This window comes from Permianibacter fluminis (assembly GCF_013179735.1).
GTDB lineage: Bacteria > Pseudomonadota > Gammaproteobacteria > Enterobacterales > Permianibacteraceae > Permianibacter > Permianibacter fluminis.
Window position 1 is genome coordinate 2905882 of record NZ_JABMEG010000001.1, and the last position, 21995, is coordinate 2927876.

Here is a 21995-nt window from a genome sequence, read left to right on the forward strand (position 1 = left end):
CGCTTTTGCACAATGAATGCACCTGCGCTTTGCTAGCGATGCGCCAGTTCACGGCGCGCATGTCACGGTCTGAGAAAATCAACCGGATGCACCATCAATCAATTTCCGTCGACTCTGCAATCACGTCTTCAGAACGGTTACGCAGGCGCTGCAACAAACCGCGCAATGCCAGTGGTTTGACCGGTTTGGCCAGATAATCGCCGCCTGCACGTTGCACCGCATCGCGGATGCTGGCATCGCGATTAGCGCTGATGATGATGAGCGGCGGTCTTGGCTCCGGCAGTTGCGACCAGACTGCCAGACCGTTGTCATCCTGATCCAACTGATAATCCGCCAATACGATCTCGGGTGCCTGTTGCGCGGCTTGCAGAAATTCGCTGCGATCACGCGCAGTGCTGACCTGACAGCCCCAACTCGAGAGCACGCTGGCGAGGCCACTCAACATGGCTGGCTCATTGTCGAGGCAGAGCACCCTCAGGCCGGTAAACGGCAACGCACCCACCGTCGGTTGGGCAGGTTCCAGCGGAGTTTGCATCGGCGCTGTTCGTTCGATGGCGATGCTGAAGCAGCTGCCCAAACCGGGCCGCGACTGCACGGCAATGGTTGCATGCAGGGCGCGGGCGAGGCGCTGCGAAATGGCCAAGCCCAGACCATGTCCCGGTGCCACCGTCATGGCCGGATCCTGTAGCCGACGAAACTCTTCAAAAATGCGCGACTGTTGCTCTACGGCAATGCCGATACCGGTGTCATGCACTTCAATACGAATGGTATTGGCAACGCGACGGACGCCGACATGAACCCGGCCACGAGCGGTATAGCGCAGCGCGTTGCTGATCAGGTTCTGCAAAATCCGGCGCAGCATGCGCGGATCGGTATCAACCCAGACTGCGGTTTCCTGCACACTGAATAGCAGATCTTGCTGCTGCGCCGTAGCGGCAAATTCTGCCCGTAGCGGTTTCAGAATACGCGCCAACGGCACGGCTTCACGCTGCGGCTGCAACACGCCGGCATCGAGCTTGGACAGATCCAGCAAGGTTTTCAGCAGTTCTTCGGTGCTGTGCAGCGATTGATTCAATTGCTCCAGCAAGGCTTTGGCGTCTGGGCTGGTCAGCTTTTCGCCGAGCGCGCCGGCAAACAACTGTGCGGCATTCAGCGGTTGCACCAGATCGTGGCTGGCCGCAGCGAGAAAACGGGTCTTGTCGGCATCGGCTTGCTCCGCTTTTTGTTTGGCCACAGCCAATTCCGCATTGGTGCTGGCGAGCTCACGGGTGCGCTGTTGCACCCGCTGTTCGAGCTGGTCATTGTTTTGCTGCAAGGCCGCCGCCGTACGTTTGTGCTCGGAGATGTCGCTGTAGCTGGTGACGTAACCACCGCCCGGCATCGGCAGACCATGAATTTCCAGCACGCGGCCATCATGCAGTTGACGTTCCGTGTGATGCGGCTGGCCCATGCGCAAGTGTGCCAGCCGGCGCTCGACAAACAGTTCGATGCCTTCCTGACGCTGTTCGCGTTCGGCATTACGTTTCAGCACGTCGGCAATCGAGCGACCGACATAGAGAAAATCTACCGGTAATGCAAACAGCTCAACGTAGCGCGGATTCCAGGCGACGACGCGCAAATCCCGATCCACCACAATGACGCCCTGATTCAAGGTATCGAGCGTGGCTGACAACAATCCCTGATTGAACTGCAGCACCGCCGAGGCTTCATCGACCAACTGCACCACATCTTCCAGCGGCATGTCGCGGCCGCGCAGTGCGGCAGTTAGCACGACTCGCGCTGAGGAGGCTCCGATCACGCCAGTCAATTCGCGCTGGGCAAAGCTGAGCCAGCGCTGATCGGCGCGAATATCCAGTGACGGCAACTGGCGTGCTTCAGCCTCTTGCAGAAAACGGGCAAGTGCTGCGCCTTCACCCAGGAAACGACCCACCACGCGCGCCAAATCGGTGACGGCGATGGGAGTCAGTTCCGGCCAGCCGCTGGATTCTTCATGGCGGGCAATGGCTTCGACAAAACGTTTCGCCTGCAAGCGTTCCAGCACATCCTGACGCGAGGCCAGTGACACGCCGATATAGAGCAGCGTGTTGACCAGCAAACTGAAAATGGCGCCATGGGTCAGCGCATCCCATTGCGTGACGCCGAGCAAGGCGGTCGGACGCAGCGCGCTGAACTGGCCCGGACCTTCGCTCAGCCAGTGCTGCGGCAACCAGCCGGCCTGAATCAGTTCCGGCACCACCAAGGTCCACCACCAAATCAACCAGCCGGTTGCGAGCCCGGCGAGGGCGCCGAGGCGATTGCCGGTGCGCCAGTACATTGCACCGATCAAGGCCGGCATGAACTGCGCCACGGCAACAAATGACACCAGGCCAATTGCCGCCAATTCTTGCCGGGCGACAACCAAGCGGTAATAGGCAAATGCTAGCGCCAGCACCAATGCGATCAGGCCACGACGCAACCACAGCAAGGCACGATTGAATGACCACGGCTCACGCGGACCAGACCATTTCAGCAACAGCGGCACGAACACCGTGTGCGACACCATGGTGCTGAGCGCCACGCTGGCAACGATGACCATGCTCGTTGCCGCCGCCAGTCCACCGATGAAGGCCAGCACCGCCAAGCCTGATTGATTCAGGGCCATCGGCAAATTAAGCACGTAGGTGTCAGGCGCCACCGTGCCACGCAGCATCGCTTCGCCAGCCAGTGTCAGCGGCAGCAGAAATACTCCGAGCAGAATGAGATACAGCGGATACCAGCGCCGGGCCACCGGCAAATCACGCGAGGTGCTGTGTTCAACCACCGTGACATGAAACTGCCGCGGCAAACACAGCATGGCAAAACCGCCGAGCACCGCCTGCACAGTGTAGGCGAGCATGCTGTTGTCGGCGCGCGCCGGCACGCTGCGAACAAACCAGTCGCGCATGTCGGCATGTTGCCAGGCCAGTACCCCAACAGCGGCCAGCGCCAACAGTTTCAAAATGGATTCAAATGCGATGGCCAACATCAGGCCCGGTTGCTGCTCGCTGGACGCGGTATGACGGGCGCCAAAGAAAATCGTGAACAGCGCCATCACCAGCGTGACGTACAACGCCGTGTCCTGCCACCAACTGATTTGCGTGGCGTCGCCGGTTCGGGTCAGCAAGTCGTAACTGAAGGCCACCGCTTTCAATTGCAGGGCGATGTAGGGAATGATGCCGATTAAAGCGATCACAGTGACCAGCGCGGCCACCGCATGGGAGCGGCCATAACGGGCGGCAAGCAAATCGGCGAGCGAGGATAGGTTTTGTTCTTTGGCAAGCCGGATCAGCTTGTGCAATATCCGCCAGCCAAACACAAACAGAAAAATGGCGCCAAGATAGGTCGGTGGAAACCACCAGCCAGTCGACGCCATCTGGCCGACCGACCCGAAAAAGGTCCAGGTTGTGCAGTACACGCCGAGCGCCAGCATGTACACCCACGGATGCCAGCGTAACCAGCGCTGTTTGCCATGCATATCTGCGGCGAGCCGATCCCCGATCAGCGCAACCGCGAACAGCGCCAGCACCCAGGTGAGCGCCAGCAACGCCATGACACCGTGACCAATCATCTCAACCGGCATGGATGAGCCAACCATGCCGGCAGGCTAAAGCATGAACAGCAAGATCGCCAGTGCTGTTCCGGTCGCCGGCACGGCCACCGTCATCGCGGCCATCGGGCCGTAGGCGCGGCCATGGGTTTCCTTGCAGATGGCGCGAATTGTTGTGACCACGTAGCCATTGTGCGGTAGCGAATCAAGCGCGCCGGACGACAGCGCCACCACCCGGTGCAAGGCATCCGGATCAACGCCACTGGCCATGTAATGCGGCGCCAACAGCGGCAGTGCAATCGCCTGACCACCGGACGCCGAACCGGTCAAGCCGGCAATGAGCGTCACCGCAATGGCGGCGCTGATCAGGGGCGAGCCGGGCAGTGAGGTCAGTGCCGTGACAGCTTCCTGAAAACCATCGGTGGATTTGGCGACAGCGCCAAACCCGACCACCGCCGCCGTATTGGCAATGGCGATCAGTGCGCCAATCGCACCGTCGGACAACGCTTGACCGGGCTTGCGCAGAAATTTCCAGTTCAGTGCGGCCGTTGCCAGCAAACCGCCGCCCAGCGCGAGCACGAGCGCCGATTGCTTCAGGCTTTCATGCAGCGCAAACGCAACGCCCAGCACAATCAACAGCGGAATCACGCCAAAAATCGGTTTCGGCAATTCGCCAAGCGTGCTGTCTTTGGGATCGTCATCGCGGCTGATGAATCGTTCGCCACGGGCGACATCAGCGGCAATCATGCGCTGCAACCACCAATAGCCAAAGCCGGCCATCGCCAGCGCAACGACAATGCTGACTTGCCAGCCGGCATATGGCGTGGTGTTCAGATACGGTATGGGGATCCAGTTTTGAATTTCCGGCGAGCCGGCGGATGTCATGGTGAACGTGACAGAACCAAATCCGAGCGTGGCAGGAATGAACCGACGCGGCAGATCAGCCTGGCGAAACAGGCTCAGTGCCATTGGATACACGGAGAAAGCGACCACGAAAAGACTGACACCACCATAGGTGAGTACGGCGCAGGCAATGATGATGGCAAGCGCCGCGCGCTTCATGCCGAAGCGTTTGACCAGCGCAGCAGCAACGCTGTCGGCAGCGCCGGAATCCTCCATCATTTTGCCAAACAGTGCGCCGAGCAAAAACATGAAAAACCAGCTGGCGACAAAGCCGCTGAAACCTTCCATGTAGCTGCCGAGCCAATTGGCGCCACCGGCACTGGCCCATTGCGGAAACAATGCCAGCTTGCTTGTCAGCGCGACCACCAACGCGCACAGTGGCGCAGCCAGCAACAGGTTCCAGTTGCGCAGCGTCAACCAGATCAACAGGGCCAACCCCAGCAATACGCCGACCAGACTCATCTTCGAATTATCCATGAACCGCTTTGGTTCGGCAGTATTCGTGCGCGCTGGTACCGGCACCATCCTACCATCGTACAGATGAGGCCTTGGCTGGGCTCGTGTAAGGTCTGCCCCATCCGCCAAAGCAGCAAAGACAGAACTGGCGGCCAAGCGCAATATTGCGCGCAGACTGAACCTTGCATTGAGAGACTGAGCGCTCGCGCTTCCCTAAACCGGGCATCAAGAAAAAAGAAACGGAGTGTTGCCATGCAGCAAAAACAGAACCCGAATCGGCTGTCAGTTTTGACTCTCGCCATCCTGTCCACCATGGCAGCGGCACCTTCATTTGCCGATGATGACGCTGATGCGGCCGCTGCCGAGAAACGCGACAACAGCACCGAAGTGCTGGAAGTCACGGCGCGTCGCGTTGCCGAGCGCATTCAGGACGTGCCAGTTGCGGTGACGGCAATTTCTGAGCAAAAGCTGGGCGACATGGGCGCGCAAACCATTGCCGATATCGAGCGCATCGTTCCCAACCTGACCATCAATGCCAGCCGCGCGACCAATTCCACCATCACCGCCTATCTGCGCGGCGTGGGCCAAAACGATCCGCTCTGGGGTTATGAGCCGGGAGTTGGCGTGTATATCGATGACGTTTACATGGCGCGCCCGCAAGGCGGTGTTCTGGATTTGCTGGATATCCAGCGGGTGGAAGTGCTGCGCGGCCCGCAAGGCACGCTGTACGGCAAAAACACCATTGGCGGCGCAATCAAGTACATTACCCGTGAGCTGCCGGATTATACCCGCGGTTATGTCGAGGCGGCGGTCGGTGCCTATAACCAGCGCGATGTAAAATTTGGTTTCTCGACACCGGTCGTCGATGACAAGTTCTATGTTGGTGTATCCGGCGCCAAGTTGAATCGCGATGGTTTCGGTGAAGTGGTCGGCGATTCGCCCTATGCGGGTGACGATATGTCCGACAAGGACATCACGGCCGGTCGAATCAATCTGACCTGGAAACCAACGGAAAACCTCAGCGTAAAACTGGTGGCTGATGATATTCAGGATGATTCGAATGCGCGAGGCGGTCAGCGATTGACCGTCAGCGGTTCCTCTGCAGGTTACCCAACAGTCTATCAGCCGCTGGATGACCGTTATGATTCGCGCCAGAATCTGGATCCGGACCGTACGGAAGTAAACACCTCCGGCCAGGCACTGACCATTACCTGGGATATTAGCGATGACTGGCAATTCAAATCAGTCACGGCAAAACGTAAAGGCGACACCCTCAGTGATATCGACTTTGATCAGCTGAATCGACCGACTTTCGATGTGTTGGCCGTTTATGAAGACGAGCAAAAGTCTCAGGAGTTCCAGCTGACCCATGCTGGTGAAAAGCTGGATTTTGTCTCCGGCATCTATCTGTTCGACGGTGACGCCTGCGGCGCATTCCTGAATGTGCTGGCACATGCTGGCATCAGTCAGGAAACGTCCGGCTGCGTCAATACCAAGAGTCAATCCATCTATGCTCAGGGCAGCTACAAGCTGTCCGACCGCTGGTCACTGACGCTCGGTGGCCGTAGTGACAAGGATGAAAAAGATGCCGACGTTCGCCTGCGCCGATTCCTCGGCCTGGATGATTCCGGCACGGTGTTGTTCGATGGCGGTTTCAGCGGTGATGAAACCTTCAATGAATTTTCCCCGCATATTGGTGCTGACTTCAAAATCAACTCGGACATGATGGTCTATGCCTCGTACAGCCATGGCTTCAAGAGTGGCGGCTTCAACATGCGGGGCAATATCCTTGTCGACCCTGATGCTGGCAAGCCATTTGACCCGGAGACCGTCGACACCCTTGAGCTGGGCCTGAAGGGATCCTGGTTTGACAATCGACTGACAGGCTACTTCGCGTTGTTTACCCAAGACTATCAGGACAAACAAGTCACCGTAGGCACCACGGTTGGTATCACACCGGTCCAGCGGGTACTGAACGCGGCTGATGCGACCGCAGACGGTTTTGAATTGGAAATGAATGCCAAACTGACCGATGCACTGAGCCTGAACATTGTCTATGGCTACCTTGACGCGCAGTACGACAAATTCATTGCCGCGGTCACGCCGGGTGGCGTTGAGACTGATATTGCCGACACCGCGCAGTTCATCAATGCACCGGAGCAGCAATACAGTGTCGGCCTGAGCTATGACATGGACCTCAGCTTTGGCCAATTGTTGCTGGCGGCTGACTATGCCTACCGTGATGACACTTACATATTTGAAACGCCGACCGCGGTCGATCAAAAGGCTTATTCCCTGTACAACGCGTCTGCCGTGTTGTATTTGGATGAGAGCAACTGGCGGATCGCGCTGCACGGTCGCAATCTCGGCGACGAAGCGTATCGTACCGGTGGCTACAACTTCCCCGGCAATACCTTTGACAACACCGTCACCGGTTTCTATGGAGATCCCAAGACTTGGACACTGTCGGCACAGTACAGCTTCTAAAAATCCGTCTTCCCCGGGCGTGTGTTCATCCCGATGGCGTTGCGGGATGGTAAGCAGGGTTGGCCGCCGGGATTCCGGCGGCCTTTTTCATTGGGCTGCGTTTTGCGTCTATCAGATTGGCTGTCTTCATAAAAGATTTGCTGCCGCGTGCAGTGATAGCTGGGCCGGTGTCAGGGTAGAGCAGGGGAGAACTCGTATGCGTGTGCTGATGCTGTCGTTGCTCGGACTTGTCGTATCGACAACCGGCGGGGCTGCGACTTTGCCAAAGCTGAATTTGGAGCCCAGCTATACCGTGTCGGGCATTTCGTCTGGCGCCTACATGGCCAGTCAATACCATTTGGCGCATGCCGATGAGGTAAACGGAGTTGGCCTGATCGCGGGCGGGCCTTATGGCTGCGCCGAGGGCAATCTGGGCAAGGCGCTATCGCGCTGCGTTGGCAAAGTGGATGACAGTCTGATCGTCGACGCGTTGCTCCGTCAGGCAAAAGCGCGCAGCACGGCCGGGCAACTCGCCGCTGTTGCCAATTGGGCTACTGCAAAAATCTGGTTGTTTCATGGCAGCGTTGACAAGACCGTGGCACGCGAAGTAACCGATGCCGCGTTGGCGTTTTATCGGGGCATTGTTCCGACCAGCAATCTGCGCTACGTCACTGATGTGGCCGCAGCTCACGGGTTCCCGACCTTGCGAACCGGCGCTGCCTGTGACACAGCCACAAGCCCGTTCCTGAACGCCTGCAATTATGATGCGGCTGGCGCGATGCTGCAGTTTCTGCTCGGCCCGCTGAACCCACCCCGTGCAGAATACGCTGGTGGCGTACTGGTGTTCGATCAGGCGAGTTACGCACCGGATGGTGATTTGAGTCTGGCCGAAAAAGGCTACCTTTATGTACCAGCGGGCTGTGCAAAAGGCGAGCGTTGCCGCCTGCACATCGCCTTTCATGGCTGCCAACAAAATGCCGAAACCATTGGCGAACGCTTTGTTCGCGAAGCGGGCTATAACGCTTGGGCGGAGGCCAATCAGCTGGTGATTCTGTATCCGCAGACAACCGCCTCCATGCTGCCGCTTAACCCGAAAGCGTGCTGGGATTGGTGGGGTTACACCGACGCCGATTACGACACCCGGAACGGCAACCAGATTGCGACAGTGGCCAACATGGTTGCTGCAATGCGCCGTTAAGCGTCAGCTACCAGCCGATAGCCAACGCCCAGTTCCGTGCGCAGGTAACGCGGCTGGGCCGGGTCCTGTTCCAGCTTGTGCCGCAGCTGGCCCATGTAAATCCGCAAATAGTGACTGTCTTCGATGTGACTCGGTCCCCACACTTCCTTCAGCAAGTGGCGATGGGTCACCACCATGCCGCTGTGTTTGATGAGCTGCGTCAGCAACTTGAATTCAATTTTGGTCAGATGAACCGGTTCACTGCCGCGGCTTACCGTGCGTGCCGCCAGATCCACACTGATGTCACCCATTTTGAAGGTACTCTGCTGCGGCGCGCCCGGTATTCGACTGCGATGGCGAATCGCGACCCGCAGGCGCGCTTCCAATTCCGGAACGCTGAACGGCTTGACCAGGTAATCATCAGCGCCAGCATCCAGCGCCGCCACTTTGTCGACTTCCTGATCGCGCGCTGACAGGATGATGATCGGTACATCCGACCATTCGCGCAGCTGGCGTATGAGTTGGACGCCATCGATATCGGGCAAGCCGAGGTCCAGTATCACGATTTCCGGCTTTTCCCGCGCGATAGTCTTGAGCCCGTCAACACCGGTGCCGGCTTCTTCCATCCGGTAGTGCGCGGGTGTCAGTGAGGCGCGTAAAAAGCGCCGTATCGGCAATTCGTCCTCGATGAGCACAATCAGCGGCAACAACTCAGTCACAGCAACGCTCCGTCATGCTCTATCACCGGCGCCGGCACTGTCTGCGGCAACACAAATACAAACGCGGCACCACCATCGACAGCGGACTCGGCCCAGATCCGGCCGTGATGCGCCTCGATGATCGCGCGGCAAATGGCCAGCCCCAAGCCGACACCCGGTGAGGCACTCTCCGGATTGGCGCGATAGAATTTGTCGAACACCCGCTGTTCGCTACCTGCCGGCAAACCCGGGCCGTTGTCGGCAATTTGCACCGCCACTTCATCCGGTCCGCGTTTTGCCCGAATACGGATAGTCGAACCGGCAGGCGTGTACTTGACGGCGTTTTCGATCAGATTGGCAAACACCCGTTCAATCAGGATCGGGTCCAGCATCACCAAGCCCAGGTCAGCCGGAATCTCGGTGACAATCGTGTGTTGACGCAGTCGTTCTTTGAGTGAGTTAAGACTGGCGCCGATCACTTCTTCCAGTGTGCTCCACTCCGGTCGCAGCGCGATATTGCCGGCCTCCAGTCGCGCCATGTCGAGCACTTTGGCGATCAGTTCGGCCATGCGCTCCGCTTCGTCACCAATGTGCAGGGCCAATTCACGACGGGTATCGTCCGACATCTGTTCGGTGCGCGCCAGTACAGACGCAGAACCAATCAGCGTGGCCAGCGGAGTGCGCAAATCATGCGAGATAGCCGCCAGCAGCGAATTGCGCAAACGCTCGGCTTCGTTGGCCATGCGCGCGGATTCGGCCTGGGTTGCCAGACTCAACCGTTCCAATGCCAAGGCAACCTGGCTGGCAAACGTATCCAGCTGACGACGTTGCTCCGGATCCCGCAGCCGGTTCCAATTGTTCAATCGGATCGCCAGCACACCGATGGTTTTCGCAGACCCCTGCAGTGGCAGGAACAAGGCTTCAGCCGCAGGCAATGTGTCGGTGCTGTGGCCGGCAGACTGGCCGCGATCAAATACCCATTGCGCGGCCGCCATATCCTGTTCCGGAACAAACAGCTTTGGTGCCGGTAGGGTTTGTGGATAACGAATGCGGCCGTCGTCATCCGGCAACAACACAATCGACAAGCCACCGAACACGGCGTTGATGTGGCGCATGGCGCACAGGCGAATATCGTCGATGGCGCGTATGTCGGCCATTTCCCGACTCATGGCATACAGCTCGGATACCCGGCGCTCGCGAAAACCGGCAATGCGTGCCTGCAAACGCAAACCGGAAGCAAGGCGGGAGATCACCAGCGCCACGGTCAACATGGCAACAAAGGTCAATAAGTATTGGGTATCCGCGACGGCAAAGGTCAGATACGGTGGCACAAAGAAAAAATCAAAACTGGCAACGGCCAGCACGGCTGCCACCACCGAAGGCAGCTGGCCGTAACGGACTGCGGCCAAGACGACGCCGAGCAGGTAAATCATGACCAGCACGGCATTGTCGAGCCGGCTGTGCAGCGGCCAGGCAATGGCGGTGCAGGCGCCGATCACGGCGACTGCAGAGAGAACCCGCCGCCGGGTATTTCGCTTTTTGTCCTCGATGGTGACGATGCTGTCGTAACTTTCACTGCGCGCCAGAAATTGCTTGCTTGCGCGTTCCGGCGTGCTCGCGTCCGGTTCACTGCCGATGACGAAAACATCGATCTGACGCGCTTCTTTGATGATGGTTTCAACAACCGAGCCAAACAGCAAACGCTTCCAGCCAGCGGTCGCCGGCTTGCCGATCAGCAGTTTGGTAATATTGCGCGCCTGGGCACAGCCGAGGATTTCGGCACTGATTAGCGGCCCGGCAAGCGCAACGGTCTCGGCGCCCAGGGATTCTGCCAGTTCGAGCGTACGCAGCAGTCGCTCACGGGTCGTTTTGCTGGCTCGCTGCAAGCCGGGCGTTTCCACATAAGCGACCAGCCATTCGCAATTCAGCGCCGTCGCCATGCGTTTTCCAGCGCGCACCAGACTGTCGGCATCCGCGGTAGGACCGATTGCCACCAGCAAGCGGTCGGCCGCGGCCCATATCTTGCCGATGGCATTGCGATCGCGATAATCGCGCATCTGGGCATCGACGCGATCGGCTGTGCGACGCAGCGACAGCTCGCGCAGCGCAATCAGGTTGCCCTTGCGGAAGAAATGCTGGGCCGCGCGCTCCGCCTGCTCCGGCAAATACACTTTGCCTTCTTCCAGGCGCTGCAGCAGTTCGTCGGGTGGCAGGTCGATCAGTTCAACTTCATCGGCCTGTTCAAATATCCGATCTGGCACCGTTTCCTGAACGCGAATTCCGGTGATGGAACCGACGATGTCATTGACGCTTTCGAGATGCTGGACATTGACCGTGGTATAGACATCGATACCCGCATCCAGCAGTTCTTCGACATCCTGCCAGCGCTTGGCATGGCGGGAACCCTCGACATTGCTGTGCGCCAGCTCATCCATCAGGATCAGCGCCGGTCGCCGTTTCAACGCCACATCGATATCAAACTCGCGCAGCTTGCGGCCTTGATAGAGCTGTTCGCGCGCGGGCAGCAGTTCCAGCCCGGTGGTCAGCGCGGCAGTCTCGGCGCGCTTGTGCGTCTCGACCACCCCAACGACAACATCCACGCCTTCAACACGCCGCGCCTGTGCCGCCTCCAGCATCGTGTAGGTCTTGCCAACACCGGGCGCCATGCCAAAGAAGATTTTCAGGTGGCCACGGTGCGCGCGCGCCTCGTCAGCTTTGACACGCGCCAGCAAAGCATCGGGATTGGGGCGTTGCTCGTCCAGATTAGGGCTCATGGCAACCTGCGCAAAAGGAGTTTGCGTACCGATTGATGAAGATTCATCGGGACCTGCTTAGCATAGCGCCAAATCCGGATTGCCATGTTACGGCGTGCGGTTACCGTTCTGGCTCAATGCATCGAGCGCGAGATTCAGCTTCAGCACATTCACCACCGGTTCGCCGAGCACGCCGAACGTGCGTGCCTCGGTTTGTCGTTCGATAAGCGATTTGACCGTATCGAGCGGCAGGCCGCGCACACGCGCAATGCGACCGGATTGATACAGCGCTGCCGCCGGAGAAAGGTGCGGGTCGAGACCCGAGGCAGATGTCGTGACCAAATCCACCGGAACCGGACCGTTCTGATCCGGATGGGCAACACGCATCGCTTCGATGCGGCCTTTGACCGCATCGTGCAGCGCCGGATTCAACGGGCCGAGGTTGGAACCTCCGGAGGCCGCGGCGTTGTAGGGTTCCGGGCCGGTTGCCGACGGTCGGCCCCAGAAATAGCGTTCATTCTCGAACCCTTGTCCGATCAGTTCCGAGCCAATCGGTTGGCCATTTTTTTCAATCAGGCTACCGTTGGCCTGATTGGCAAACAGGGTTTGCGCGACGCCGGTAACCGTCAGTGGGTAAATCACGCCAGTCAGCAAGGTCAGTCCGCCGAACAGCACCAGCGCAGGTCGTAACAGGTTCATGTTGATGCTCCCAGTGTAGAGGCCAGGCTGCATGCAGCCGAGCCTCTGCTTTCTTTGAGAATTCGGCTCTTAGATCAGGCCAGCGACCGCCAACAGCACATCGATCAACTTGATGCCAATGAATGGCACAATGATGCCGCCGAGACCATAAATGACCAGGTTGTCGCGCAGCAATTTGGCGGCGCCAACGGGCCGGTAGGTGACGCCTTTCAGCGCCAGCGGAATCAGCGCAACGATGATCAGCGCATTGAAAATGACAGCCGACAGAATGGCACTCCGCGGGCTGGCCAGGTTCATGATGTTCAGCGTGTTCAGTACCGGATAGGTGCTGGCAAACGCCGCCGGAATGATCGCGAAATACTTGGCGATATCATTGGCAATCGAGAACGTGGTCAGCGAACCACGGGTCATCAGCATCTGTTTGCCGATTTCGACAATCTCGATCAGCTTGGTCGGGTTGGAATCGAGATCAACCATGTTGCCGGCTTCTTTCGCGGCCTGCGTGCCGCTGTTCATCGCCACGGCAACATCGGCCTGAGCGAGGGCAGGGGCATCATTGGTGCCGTCGCCGGTCATCGCCACCAGTTTGCCTTGGGCTTGATGCTCGCGTATCAATGCAAGCTTGGTTTCCGGTCTCGCTTCGGCAAGAAAATCATCGACACCAGCTTCAGCGGCAATCGCGGCAGCGGTCAGCGGGTTGTCGCCGGTGATCATGATGGTCTTGATACCCATCGAGCGCAGCTCGGCAAAGCGCTCCTTGATGCCACCCTTGACGATATCTTTCAGTTCGACAACGCCAAGCACGCGCTGGCTTTCAGCAACGACCAACGGTGTCGCGCCGCGTCTTGCCACTTCATCGACAATCTTTTCGACTTCTGCCGGATACCTGCCGCCCTGCTCGGTTACGAACTGGCGAATCGCATCGGTCGAACCTTTGCGTATCAATCGGCCATCAAGGTTGACGCCGCTCATCCGGGTCTGTGCCGAGAAGTGGACAAAGCTGGCACCGAGCGCGTGAATATCGCGCTGGCGCAAGCCGTACTTTTCCTTTGCCAATACGACAATCGAGCGGCCTTCCGGTGTTTCGTCGGCAAGCGATGCAAGCTGCGCAACATCAGCTAGTTCCAGACCGGTTACACCGGATACCGGAATGAGCGCCGAGGCCTGCCGATTGCCGAGGGTGATAGTGCCGGTTTTGTCGAGCAGCAGCACATCGACATCACCAGCGGCTTCCACCGCACGGCCGGAGGTGGCAATGACATTGGCGCGCAGCAGGCGGCCCATGCCGGCAACGCCAATCGCCGATAGCAGGCCGCCGATCGTGGTCGGGATCAAGCAAACCAGCAGCGCCACCAATACCGTCACCGTGACCGGCGTGCCGCTACCGGCTTCGTTCGTTGCATAAAGCGAGAAGGGCAGCAAGGTGACGGTGGCAAACAGGAACACCAGCGTCAGCGCAACCAACAAAATCGTCAATGCGATTTCATTGGGCGTTTTCTTGCGCTTGGCGCCTTCGACCATCGCAATCATCCGGTCGAGAAACGCTTCACCGGGATTGACGGTGATTTCGACGATGAGCCAATCCGACAAGACCCGGGTACCACCGGTAACCGAGGAGAAATCGCCGCCAGCCTCGCGAATCACCGGTGCCGATTCACCGGTGATGGCCGACTCATCAACCGAGGCAACACCTTCGATCACCTTGCCATCGCCGGGCACAAAATCACCGGCCTCAACCAATACGGTATCGCCTTTGCGCAACGTGACACTGCTGACCGCTTCCGGTTTGGCACCATAACGAGCTTCGCGCAGTTTCTTTGCGGTGATGTCACGTTTGGCAGCGCGCAAGCTAGCCGCTTGCGCTTTGCTGCGACCTTCGGCCAGGGCTTCGGCAAAATTGGCGAACAGCAGCGTGAACCACAGCCAGACAGTAATCGCGACCAGAAACCAGGTCGGCTGTTCGGCATGGCTGACAAGCGACTGCACGGTCAGGCCGGTGGTCAGTAGCGAGCCGACATAGACGACAAACATGACCGGGTTCTTCAGCTGCGCCAAAGGCGCCAGTTTTTTTACGCTGTCGAGCACAGCCGGTTTTACCAGTGTCGGCTCAAACAACGACAGATTCTTCAAATGGGAAGACATGATTGCGCGTTCTCTCAATGAATGGCGGCGTTGTTAACGACCCAGCATCATCAACTGCTCGACGAATGGCCCCAGTGCCAAGGCGGGAATGAAAGTCAATGCACCAACGAGCAGCACCGAGCCAATCAACAGCGTAATGAACAGCGGACCATGGGTCGGTAAGGTTCCGGCGCCAGCCGGCACCTGCTTCTTGCTGGCCAGGTTGCCGGCGACTGCCAATACCGCAACAATCGGCAGGAAGCGGCCGAACCAGACCGTAATGCCGAGCATCAGGTTATAGAACGGCACGTTGGCTGAAATGCCGGCAAATGCCGAACCGTTGTTGTTGGCTGCCGAGGAGAACGCGTACAGAATTTCCGAGAAACCATGTGCACCGGGGTTGGCGCGGCTGGCAATGCCGGCATCGGTGACGACCGCAATGGCCGTGCCGACCAGCACCAGCAGCGGCGTGATCAGAATGGCGACCGATACCATCTTCATGTCGAAAGCTTCGATCTTTTTGCCGATATATTCCGGCGTCCGCCCGATCATCAGGCCGGCGATGAATACCGCAATGATCGCAAACATCAGCATGCCGTACAGCCCTGAACCGGCACCGCCAAAGATCACTTCGCCAAGCTGTATCAGCATCATCGGAACAAATCCGCCAATCGGCGTGAACGAGTCATGCATCGCATTGACCGCACCACAGGAAGCTGCCGTCGTGATAGTGGCAAACAAGGCCGAGTTGGTGATGCCGTAACGCACTTCCTTGCCTTCCATGTTGCCGCCCGATTGCAGCGTGCTGACCGTTTGATCGGCGCCAAGCGCGGTCAACACCGGATTGCCCTGTTGCTCGGCGACGGTGACTACGATCAGGAATCCGGCAAATGTGATCATCATCGCGGCCAGAATTGCCCAGCCCTGGCGGGTGTCGCCCACCATCCGGCCAAAGACCCAGCACAAGGCGGCAGGAATGGCGAAGATCGACAACATCTGCAGGAAGTTGCTGAATGCCGTCGGATTCTCGAACGGATGCGCGGAATTGGCATTGAAAAAACCACCGCCATTGGTACCGAGCATCTTGATCGCTTCTTGTGACGCAACCGGCCCCATGGCGATGGTTTGTTTGCCACCGTCCAGCGTTTCCACCGTCAGATAATCCGAAAAGTTCTGGATGACGCCCTGGCTGACCAGTACCAACGCAAAGACCACGCAGATCGGCAACAGCAAGTACAAAGTGCAGCGTGTCAGGTCAATCCAGGCATTGCCAATGGTGTTGGCGCTCTTGCGGGCAAATCCGCGGATAAGCGCAATGGCCATCACGATCCCGGTTGCTGCCGAGAGAAAGTTTTGAACGGTGAGCGCCAGCATCTGGGTCAGATAGCTCATCGTCGTCTCGCCAGCATAGCCTTGCCAGTTGGTGTTGGTAACAAAGCTCAGCGCGGTGTTGAATGAAGAATCGGCTGAGACGGCAGCGAACCCGGCGGGATTCAGTGGCAGGGTGTCCTGAAACCGTTGCAGTGCATAAACCGTGATCACCCCAAGCACATTGAAAATAAGCACGGCCAGCGCGTAATGCTGCCAGCGCATTTCCTCGCCGTCCTTGACGCCAGCCAGTTTGTACAACGGCCTTTCCAACAGCGAGAGAAACCGAACACGGCCATCAAAAATGGCGGTGATATAAACGCCAAGCGGTTTGGTGATCAGCAATAACACACCAAAATACAGCGCAATCTGGGCCAAGCCTTGACCAGTCATGTAAAACGCTCCGGAAAGAACAGGGCAATAACCAGATAAACAAACAGACCTGCGGCCAGACCCGCTCCAATCAGATACAGGATGTTCATGTCAGTGATCTCAAGCGTTCAACGACAAAAAGGAAACCAACGACCACGATAAAAAGGGCAGCGATCAACCCGATGCACAGCGTATCCATGACAATTTCCGTTAGCGGGATGGCGTGATGAAAAGTCTAGACAGCAGCACATGAGGATTGGGTAAAGATTGCCGGGTAGCGCATAAAGACGGTGTCAAGAATTGGCGGCAGATGTTCACTGCTTGGAGTCCGGCGAGTGACCGGGGGTGGTCGGTGGTGAAGCCACCTGTCTGGCCATCGCTGGTGGATTACGGTCAGACGTATCAGTCGGGCCCAGGCATTTCTGCAGCAGAAAACAGCCGAGCAAGATAAGCAATGTCGACAACAGAAAAAGGCTCAGGAACTCCAGCATCGGGGTCTACCCATCTCAGGTGGCGCCCCAGCAGTATCCGGAAATACGTGTAAAAATGGCGTAAAAAAAAGACCGCCAATCGGCGGTCTTCTGATGCGGCGGTGAAGAACTTAGTCGAACGTCATTTCCGGGACATGGGCAGGAATCACCAACTCACCTTCGGTCTTGGCCTGGATTTCCTCGACGGAAACACCGGGTGCCCGCTCCAGCAGATGGAACTTGCCATCGCGAATTTCGACCACTGCCAAATCGGTGACCAGCTTCTTGATGCATTTGACACCGGTCAGCGGCAGCGAGCATTGCTTCAGCAATTTCGAGGCGCCGGATTTGTCGGCGTGGGTCATGGTCACGACAATATTCTGGGCGCCGGCAACCAGATCCATGGCGCCGCCCATGCCTTTGACCAACTTGCCCGGCACCATCCACGACGCGATATTGCCATTGACGTCCACTTCAAAGGCGCCAAGCACGGTCAGGTCGACGTGGCCACCGCGGATCATCGCGAAACTTTCAGCGGAGGAGAAAAACGCCGCGCCGGTAGCGGTGGTAACGGTTTGCTTGCCGGCGTTGATTAGGTCGGCGTCGACTTCTTCGTCCGTCGGGAACGGGCCCATGCCGAGCAGACCGTTTTCCGATTGCAGCATCACCTGCATGCCTTTCGGCACGTAGTTGGCGACCAGGGTCGGAATGCCGATACCGAGGTTGACGTAGTAGCCATCGCGCAGCTCTTTGGCAACGCGCATGGCGATTTGATCACGATTCAGAGCCATTATCCAACTCCTGAAGTCTTATTCCTCTCCCTCCGGGAGAGGGCGGGGTGAGGGGATCTGCTAGCAGAGATCCGGCTCAATACATTTTCAATGTGAGGCGGCGTTTTCCATTGCGCATTCTGCAAACAATATGGCGCGCGGCGAGCCCCTCACCCTAACCCTCTCCCAATGGGAGAGGGGAGACAAACTATGCCTTGCGCACGGTGCGCTGTTCGATGCGCTTCTCGAAATGGGTACCCTTGATCACACGGTGCACATAAATGCCCGGCGTGTGGATGTATTGCGGGTCCAGTTCGCCCGGTTCGACGATCTCTTCGACTTCGGCAACAGTGACACGACCGGCAGTCGCCATCATCGGGTTGAAGTTCATCGCGGTCTTGCGGAACACCAGGTTGCCGAAGCGATCGGCTTTCCAGGCTTTGACCAGTGAAAAGTCCGAGGTCAGCGAGCGCTCGAGCACGTAATCGCGGCCATCGAAATTCGCGGTCGGTTTGCCCTCGGCGACTTTGGTGCCGTAACCGGTGGCGGTGTAGAAGGCGGGGATACCCGCACCACCAGCGCGGCATTTTTCTGCCAGCGTGCCTTGCGGGGTCAGGATCACTTCCATCTCGCCGGACAGCAGCAGCTTTTCGAACAGCGCGTTCTCGCCAACGTAGGAGGCGATCATGGTTTTGATCTGGCGTTTTTCCAGCCACAGACCCAAACCAAAACCGTCGACGCCGGCGTTGTTCGAGATCACGGTCAGGCCCTTGTTGCCGAGCTCATAAACTTTCTTGATCAGACCTTCCGGAATCCCGCACAGACCAAAACCGCCGACCATCACGGTCATGCCGTCCTTGAACCCGGCGAGCGCCTCATCGTAGGAATGTACTACCTTGTCGAAGCCAGCCATTGCCTTCCTCTCAACTGAACGTCTTGCGCTGTGCCCAAAGCGGGCAGGGCAGCGCGCCATTGTAATTGCTGTGTAGCCGTTAGGCAGTAATGCGAAAGTTTTACTCCCCTTCTTGGCAAGGAGGGGAATCAAATCAGCTCGCGTTCGCTTTCGCCCGCTTCTTCAACGTCGCCAACGCCACTTTCGAACTCGGCTCACGGCCCAGCGCAGCGCTGATAAAGGCACCGGCATCGATCAGCTTGTCGAGATTGATGCCATGTTCGATGCCGAGACCATTGAGCAAATACACCACATCCTCGGTCGCGACGTTGCCGCTGGCGCCGGCGGCATACGGGCAGCCGCCCAGACCGGAAGTCGAGCTGTCGACCGTGGCGATGCCCATTTCCAAAACGGCGTAAAGGTTGCCCAGTGCTTGCGCATAAGTGTCGTGGAAATGCGCGGCGATTTTGTCGATGGGCACCTGCTTGGCAACGGCTTCGACCATGCGCTTGGCCTTGACCGGGGTGCCGGCGCCAATAGTGTCGCCGAGCGACACTTCGTAGCAGCCCATCTGGAACAGTTTGTCGGCGACCCAGGCGACCGCTTCGGGTTTGATGTCGCCTTCGTAAGGGCAGCCCAGCACACAAGAAACGTAGCCACGCACTTTGATATTGGCGGCTTTTGCTGCCGCCATCACCGGTTCGAACCGTTCCAGACTTTCGGCGATCGAGCAGTTGATGTTTTTCTGCGAGAAGCTTTCCGAGGCCGCACCGAACACCGCCACCTCTTGCGCGCCGGCAGCCAGCGCCGCTTCAAAACCTTTCAGGTTCGGCGTCAGCACCGGATATGACACGCCGGGCTTGCGGTTGATACGCGCCATGACCTCGGCGGCGTCCGCCATCTGCGGCACCCACTTCGGCGACACAAAACTGGTGGCTTCGACTACCGACAGACCGGTATCAGCCAAGCGGTTGATCAACTCAACCTTGATCTCGGTCGGGACGATGATCTTTTCGTTTTGCAGGCCATCACGCGGGCCGACATCAACGATTTTGACGAATTTTGGCAATGCCATGCTGTAGTCCTCTGCTGTAGGAGTGCAGCTTACTCGCGATTCTGGCGCACTGAGCGATGTCAGCTAATCGCGAGCTAGCTCGCTCCTACAGGAACATTATTCCTTGCGCGCGAAGCGCACCAACTCGGCACCATCAGCCACCAGATCACCCTGCGCGTACAGCACATCGGCGATCTCGCCCTCGGCCGGGGCACGGATGGTGTGTTCCATCTTCATTGCTTCCAGCACAAGCAGTGCTTGGCCACGTGCAACCTTATCGCCTTTTTTGACGTTGACGGCAATGATGGTGCCCGGCATTGGCGCGGTAAGTGCCGGCACGCCACCAGCGGCGTCAGCATTGGCATCGACTGACTTCAGCCAGAGCTTGCGGCTCCAGCCGTGGCCGATCAGCGTCAGTTGCTTGCCTTGCTGCGTCTGTTGTTGAGTTCCTTGTTGAACCACACGGACCTGCTGTTTCTTGCCGTCAATCGTTACCGCCAACAGATGGTCGGGCAGGGCCGTAACCGATGCGCTCAGCGTTTGCCCATTGACCGAAACGGCAAAGCCGTCGTTGCGGAACTGGGCAATGACTTTGTGCTCCGGGCCATTTTCTGATTCCAGGAAAACCAGCGCGTGATGGTTATCTTCATTCAAGCGCCAGCCCGACACCTGATTCCACGGTGAATGCCGGTCAGCATGATGCACCGCAACCTGTTCGGCGTGGCGAAGCTGTTCGGCGATCAGATGCAGCGCCGCTATCGCCAGCTCTTCCGCCGTCAGTTCCGGTGCGGCCGGGAACAGCACATCGTTGTGACGTTTGATAAAGCCGGTATCGACGTTGCCGGCAATAAACTCCGGATGCGAGCCGAGCGCGTGCAGGAATTTGATGTTATGAGTCAAGCCAACGATTTCATATTCGGCCAGCGCGCCACGCAGGCGGGCGAGGGCGCGTTCGCGGCTTTCATCCCAGACGATCAGCTTGGCGATCATTGGATCGTAATACATGCTGACGCTGTCGCCTTCGCGGACACCGGTATCAATGCGGACATTGGCATTCGGTTCCGGCTGCCGCAAATGCACGAGCTTGCCGATCGATGGCAGGAAATCGTTGTCCGGATCTTCGGCGTAAATGCGGGCCTCGAACGCATGGCCATTGATGCGCAGCTCGTCCTGCTTTTTCGGTAGCGGCTCACCATTGGCAACACGAAGCTGCCACTCGACCAGATCCTGGCCGGTGATCATCTCGGTGACCGGATGCTCAACCTGCAGACGGGTATTCATTTCCATGAAATAGAACGAACCGTCTTCGTCATACAGGAATTCGCAAGTGCCAGCGCCGACATAACCGACGGCCTTGGCGGCACGCACCGCTGCTTCGCCCATGGCTTTGCGGATCTCCGGCTTCATCTGCGGTGCCGGTGCTTCTTCGATGACTTTCTGGTGCCGGCGCTGCACCGAGCAATCGCGCTCAAACAGGTATACGGCGTTGCCGAGCTTGTCGGCAAAAACTTGAATCTCGACGTGACGCGGCTTGGTCAGGTATTTCTCAACCAGCACGCGCTCGTCACCGAAAGACGATTTTGCTTCACGTTGGCAGGAGCTGAGGTTCTCGGCGAACTCACCAGCGTTGAACACCATCCGCATGCCCTTGCCACCACCGCCCGCGGTCGCTTTGATCAAGACCGGATAGCCGATCTCATCGGCCGCTTTCTGCAGCGTTGCCACGGCCTGATCGGCACCGTGATAGCTTTTGACCAACGGCACGCCGGCCGGGCCCATGATTTCCTTGGCACCTGCTTTCGAGCCCATGGCGCGAATGGCCGAAGCCGGCGGACCAATGAATTCGATACCAGCCTGCGCGCACTTCTCGGCGAAATCGGCATTCTCGGACAGGAAACCGTAACCCGGGTGCACGGCTTGGGCGCCACTCTTCTTGGCGACTTCGATAATCTTGTCGGCGAGCAGGTAGCTTTCGCGCGCCGGTGCGGCGCCGATGTGATACGCCTCATCCGCCATCACGACATGCATGGCATTGGCGTCAGCATCGGAGTAAACGGCAACGCAACGAATGCCAAGCCGGTGGGCGGTGCGGATAACGCGACAGGCGATTTCGCCGCGGTTGGCAATCAGGATTTTCTCGAACATGCTATCTGTGTATCCCAGTCGGATCGCTAACTCATGATCCTGCTCAATGGCAGGAGCGCTTCAACTATCAAGCTCGGTCAGGTGTC

Annotated in this window: 14 protein-coding genes; 2 read left to right on the plus strand and 12 right to left on the minus strand. The window is 58.3% G+C overall.

The genetic code is table 11. The features are described from left to right. Positions 1-94 precede the first annotated feature (94 nt). Positions 95-3598: a hybrid sensor histidine kinase/response regulator gene (locus HPT27_RS12580; protein WP_172243927.1), complete on the minus strand. Its 3504-nt coding sequence runs from the start codon at positions 3596-3598 to the stop codon at positions 95-97. A gap of 24 nt (positions 3599-3622) precedes the next feature. Beyond that, complete coding sequence (locus HPT27_RS12585; protein WP_211197946.1) at positions 3623-4945, minus strand: GntP family permease; 1323 nt, start codon at positions 4943-4945, stop codon at positions 3623-3625. 231 nt (positions 4946-5176) lie between these two features. Here HPT27_RS12585 and HPT27_RS12590 point away from each other — a divergent pair, with 231 nt between their 5' ends. Together HPT27_RS12590 and HPT27_RS12595 are read left to right on the plus strand one after the other, a co-directional pair. Further along, positions 5177-7411, plus strand: a complete 2235-nt coding sequence (locus HPT27_RS12590) for a TonB-dependent receptor (protein WP_172243930.1) — start codon at positions 5177-5179, stop codon at positions 7409-7411. Between the two features lie 196 nt (positions 7412-7607). After that, positions 7608-8588, plus strand: coding sequence for an extracellular catalytic domain type 2 short-chain-length polyhydroxyalkanoate depolymerase (locus HPT27_RS12595; protein WP_172243933.1), 981 nt, complete (start codon positions 7608-7610; stop codon positions 8586-8588). Here the strand turns inward: HPT27_RS12595 and HPT27_RS12600 are convergent. The 10 genes from HPT27_RS12600 to HPT27_RS12645 form a co-directional block, all read right to left on the minus strand. After that, positions 8585-9286, minus strand: a complete 702-nt coding sequence (locus tag HPT27_RS12600) for a response regulator (RefSeq protein WP_172243936.1) — start codon at positions 9284-9286, stop codon at positions 8585-8587. The two genes, HPT27_RS12595 and HPT27_RS12600, sit on opposite strands and share 4 nt — an antisense overlap. Continuing rightward, the gene (locus HPT27_RS12605) at positions 9283-12039 is read right to left on the minus strand and encodes a sensor histidine kinase (protein ID WP_211197947.1); all 2757 of its coding nucleotides are present in this window, start codon (positions 12037-12039) and stop codon (positions 9283-9285) included. Before HPT27_RS12605 ends, HPT27_RS12600 begins: the two co-directional genes overlap by 4 nt. An 87-nt stretch (positions 12040-12126) precedes the next feature. Then, complete coding sequence (gene kdpC, locus HPT27_RS12610) at positions 12127-12717, minus strand: potassium-transporting ATPase subunit KdpC (protein ID WP_172243939.1); 591 nt, start codon at positions 12715-12717, stop codon at positions 12127-12129. Positions 12718-12786: 69 nt separating this feature from the next. Beyond that, positions 12787-14859, minus strand: a complete 2073-nt coding sequence (gene kdpB / locus HPT27_RS12615) for a potassium-transporting ATPase subunit KdpB (protein WP_172243942.1) — start codon at positions 14857-14859, stop codon at positions 12787-12789. Positions 14860-14892: 33 nt separating this feature from the next. Continuing rightward, entirely contained in the window at positions 14893-16599 is a 1707-nt protein-coding gene (gene kdpA / locus HPT27_RS12620) for a potassium-transporting ATPase subunit KdpA (RefSeq protein ID WP_172243945.1), read from the minus strand. Further along, positions 16596-16688, minus strand: coding sequence for a K(+)-transporting ATPase subunit F (gene kdpF / locus HPT27_RS12625; protein WP_172243948.1), 93 nt, complete (start codon positions 16686-16688; stop codon positions 16596-16598). Before kdpF ends, kdpA begins: the two co-directional genes overlap by 4 nt. 491 nt (positions 16689-17179) lie before the next feature. Further along, positions 17180-17839, minus strand: coding sequence for a CoA transferase subunit B (locus HPT27_RS12630; protein WP_172243951.1), 660 nt, complete (start codon positions 17837-17839; stop codon positions 17180-17182). A 187-nt stretch (positions 17840-18026) separates the two neighbouring features. Then, entirely contained in the window at positions 18027-18731 is a 705-nt protein-coding gene (locus HPT27_RS12635; RefSeq protein ID WP_172243954.1) for a CoA transferase subunit A, read from the minus strand. A 133-nt stretch (positions 18732-18864) separates the two neighbouring features. After that, a complete protein-coding gene (locus HPT27_RS12640) occupies positions 18865-19785 on the minus strand; it encodes a hydroxymethylglutaryl-CoA lyase (RefSeq protein ID WP_172243957.1) in 921 nt (306 codons plus the stop codon). 96 nt (positions 19786-19881) lie between these two features. Next, positions 19882-21909, minus strand: coding sequence for an acetyl/propionyl/methylcrotonyl-CoA carboxylase subunit alpha (locus HPT27_RS12645; RefSeq protein ID WP_172243960.1), 2028 nt, complete (start codon positions 21907-21909; stop codon positions 19882-19884). Positions 21910-21995: the final 86 nt, after the last annotated feature.

Bases quoted from the DNA above. Each gene is read 5' to 3' on its own strand.
- HPT27_RS12630 (WP_172243951.1), bottom strand. From the start codon at position 17,839: ATGGCTCTGAATCGTGATCAAATCGCCATGCGCGTTGCCAAAGAGCTG.
- kdpF (WP_172243948.1), bottom strand. From the start codon at position 16,688: ATGAACATCCTGTATCTGATTGGAGCGGGTCTGGCCGCAGGTCTGTTT.
- kdpC (WP_172243939.1), bottom strand. From the start codon at position 12,717: ATGAACCTGTTACGACCTGCGCTGGTGCTGTTCGGCGGACTGACCTTG.
- HPT27_RS12595 (WP_172243933.1), top strand. From the start codon at position 7,608: ATGCGTGTGCTGATGCTGTCGTTGCTCGGACTTGTCGTATCGACAACC.
- HPT27_RS12605 (WP_211197947.1), bottom strand. From the start codon at position 12,039: ATGAGCCCTAATCTGGACGAGCAACGCCCCAATCCCGATGCTTTGCTG.
- HPT27_RS12585 (WP_211197946.1), bottom strand. From the start codon at position 4,945: ATGGATAATTCGAAGATGAGTCTGGTCGGCGTATTGCTGGGGTTGGCC.
- kdpA (WP_172243945.1), bottom strand. From the start codon at position 16,599: ATGACTGGTCAAGGCTTGGCCCAGATTGCGCTGTATTTTGGTGTGTTA.
- kdpB (WP_172243942.1), bottom strand. From the start codon at position 14,859: ATGTCTTCCCATTTGAAGAATCTGTCGTTGTTTGAGCCGACACTGGTA.
- HPT27_RS12645 (WP_172243960.1), bottom strand. From the start codon at position 21,909: ATGTTCGAGAAAATCCTGATTGCCAACCGCGGCGAAATCGCCTGTCGC.
- HPT27_RS12640 (WP_172243957.1), bottom strand. From the start codon at position 19,785: ATGGCATTGCCAAAATTCGTCAAAATCGTTGATGTCGGCCCGCGTGAT.
- HPT27_RS12590 (WP_172243930.1), top strand. From the start codon at position 5,177: ATGCAGCAAAAACAGAACCCGAATCGGCTGTCAGTTTTGACTCTCGCC.
- HPT27_RS12580 (WP_172243927.1), bottom strand. From the start codon at position 3,598: ATGCCGGTTGAGATGATTGGTCACGGTGTCATGGCGTTGCTGGCGCTC.
- HPT27_RS12635 (WP_172243954.1), bottom strand. From the start codon at position 18,731: ATGGCTGGCTTCGACAAGGTAGTACATTCCTACGATGAGGCGCTCGCC.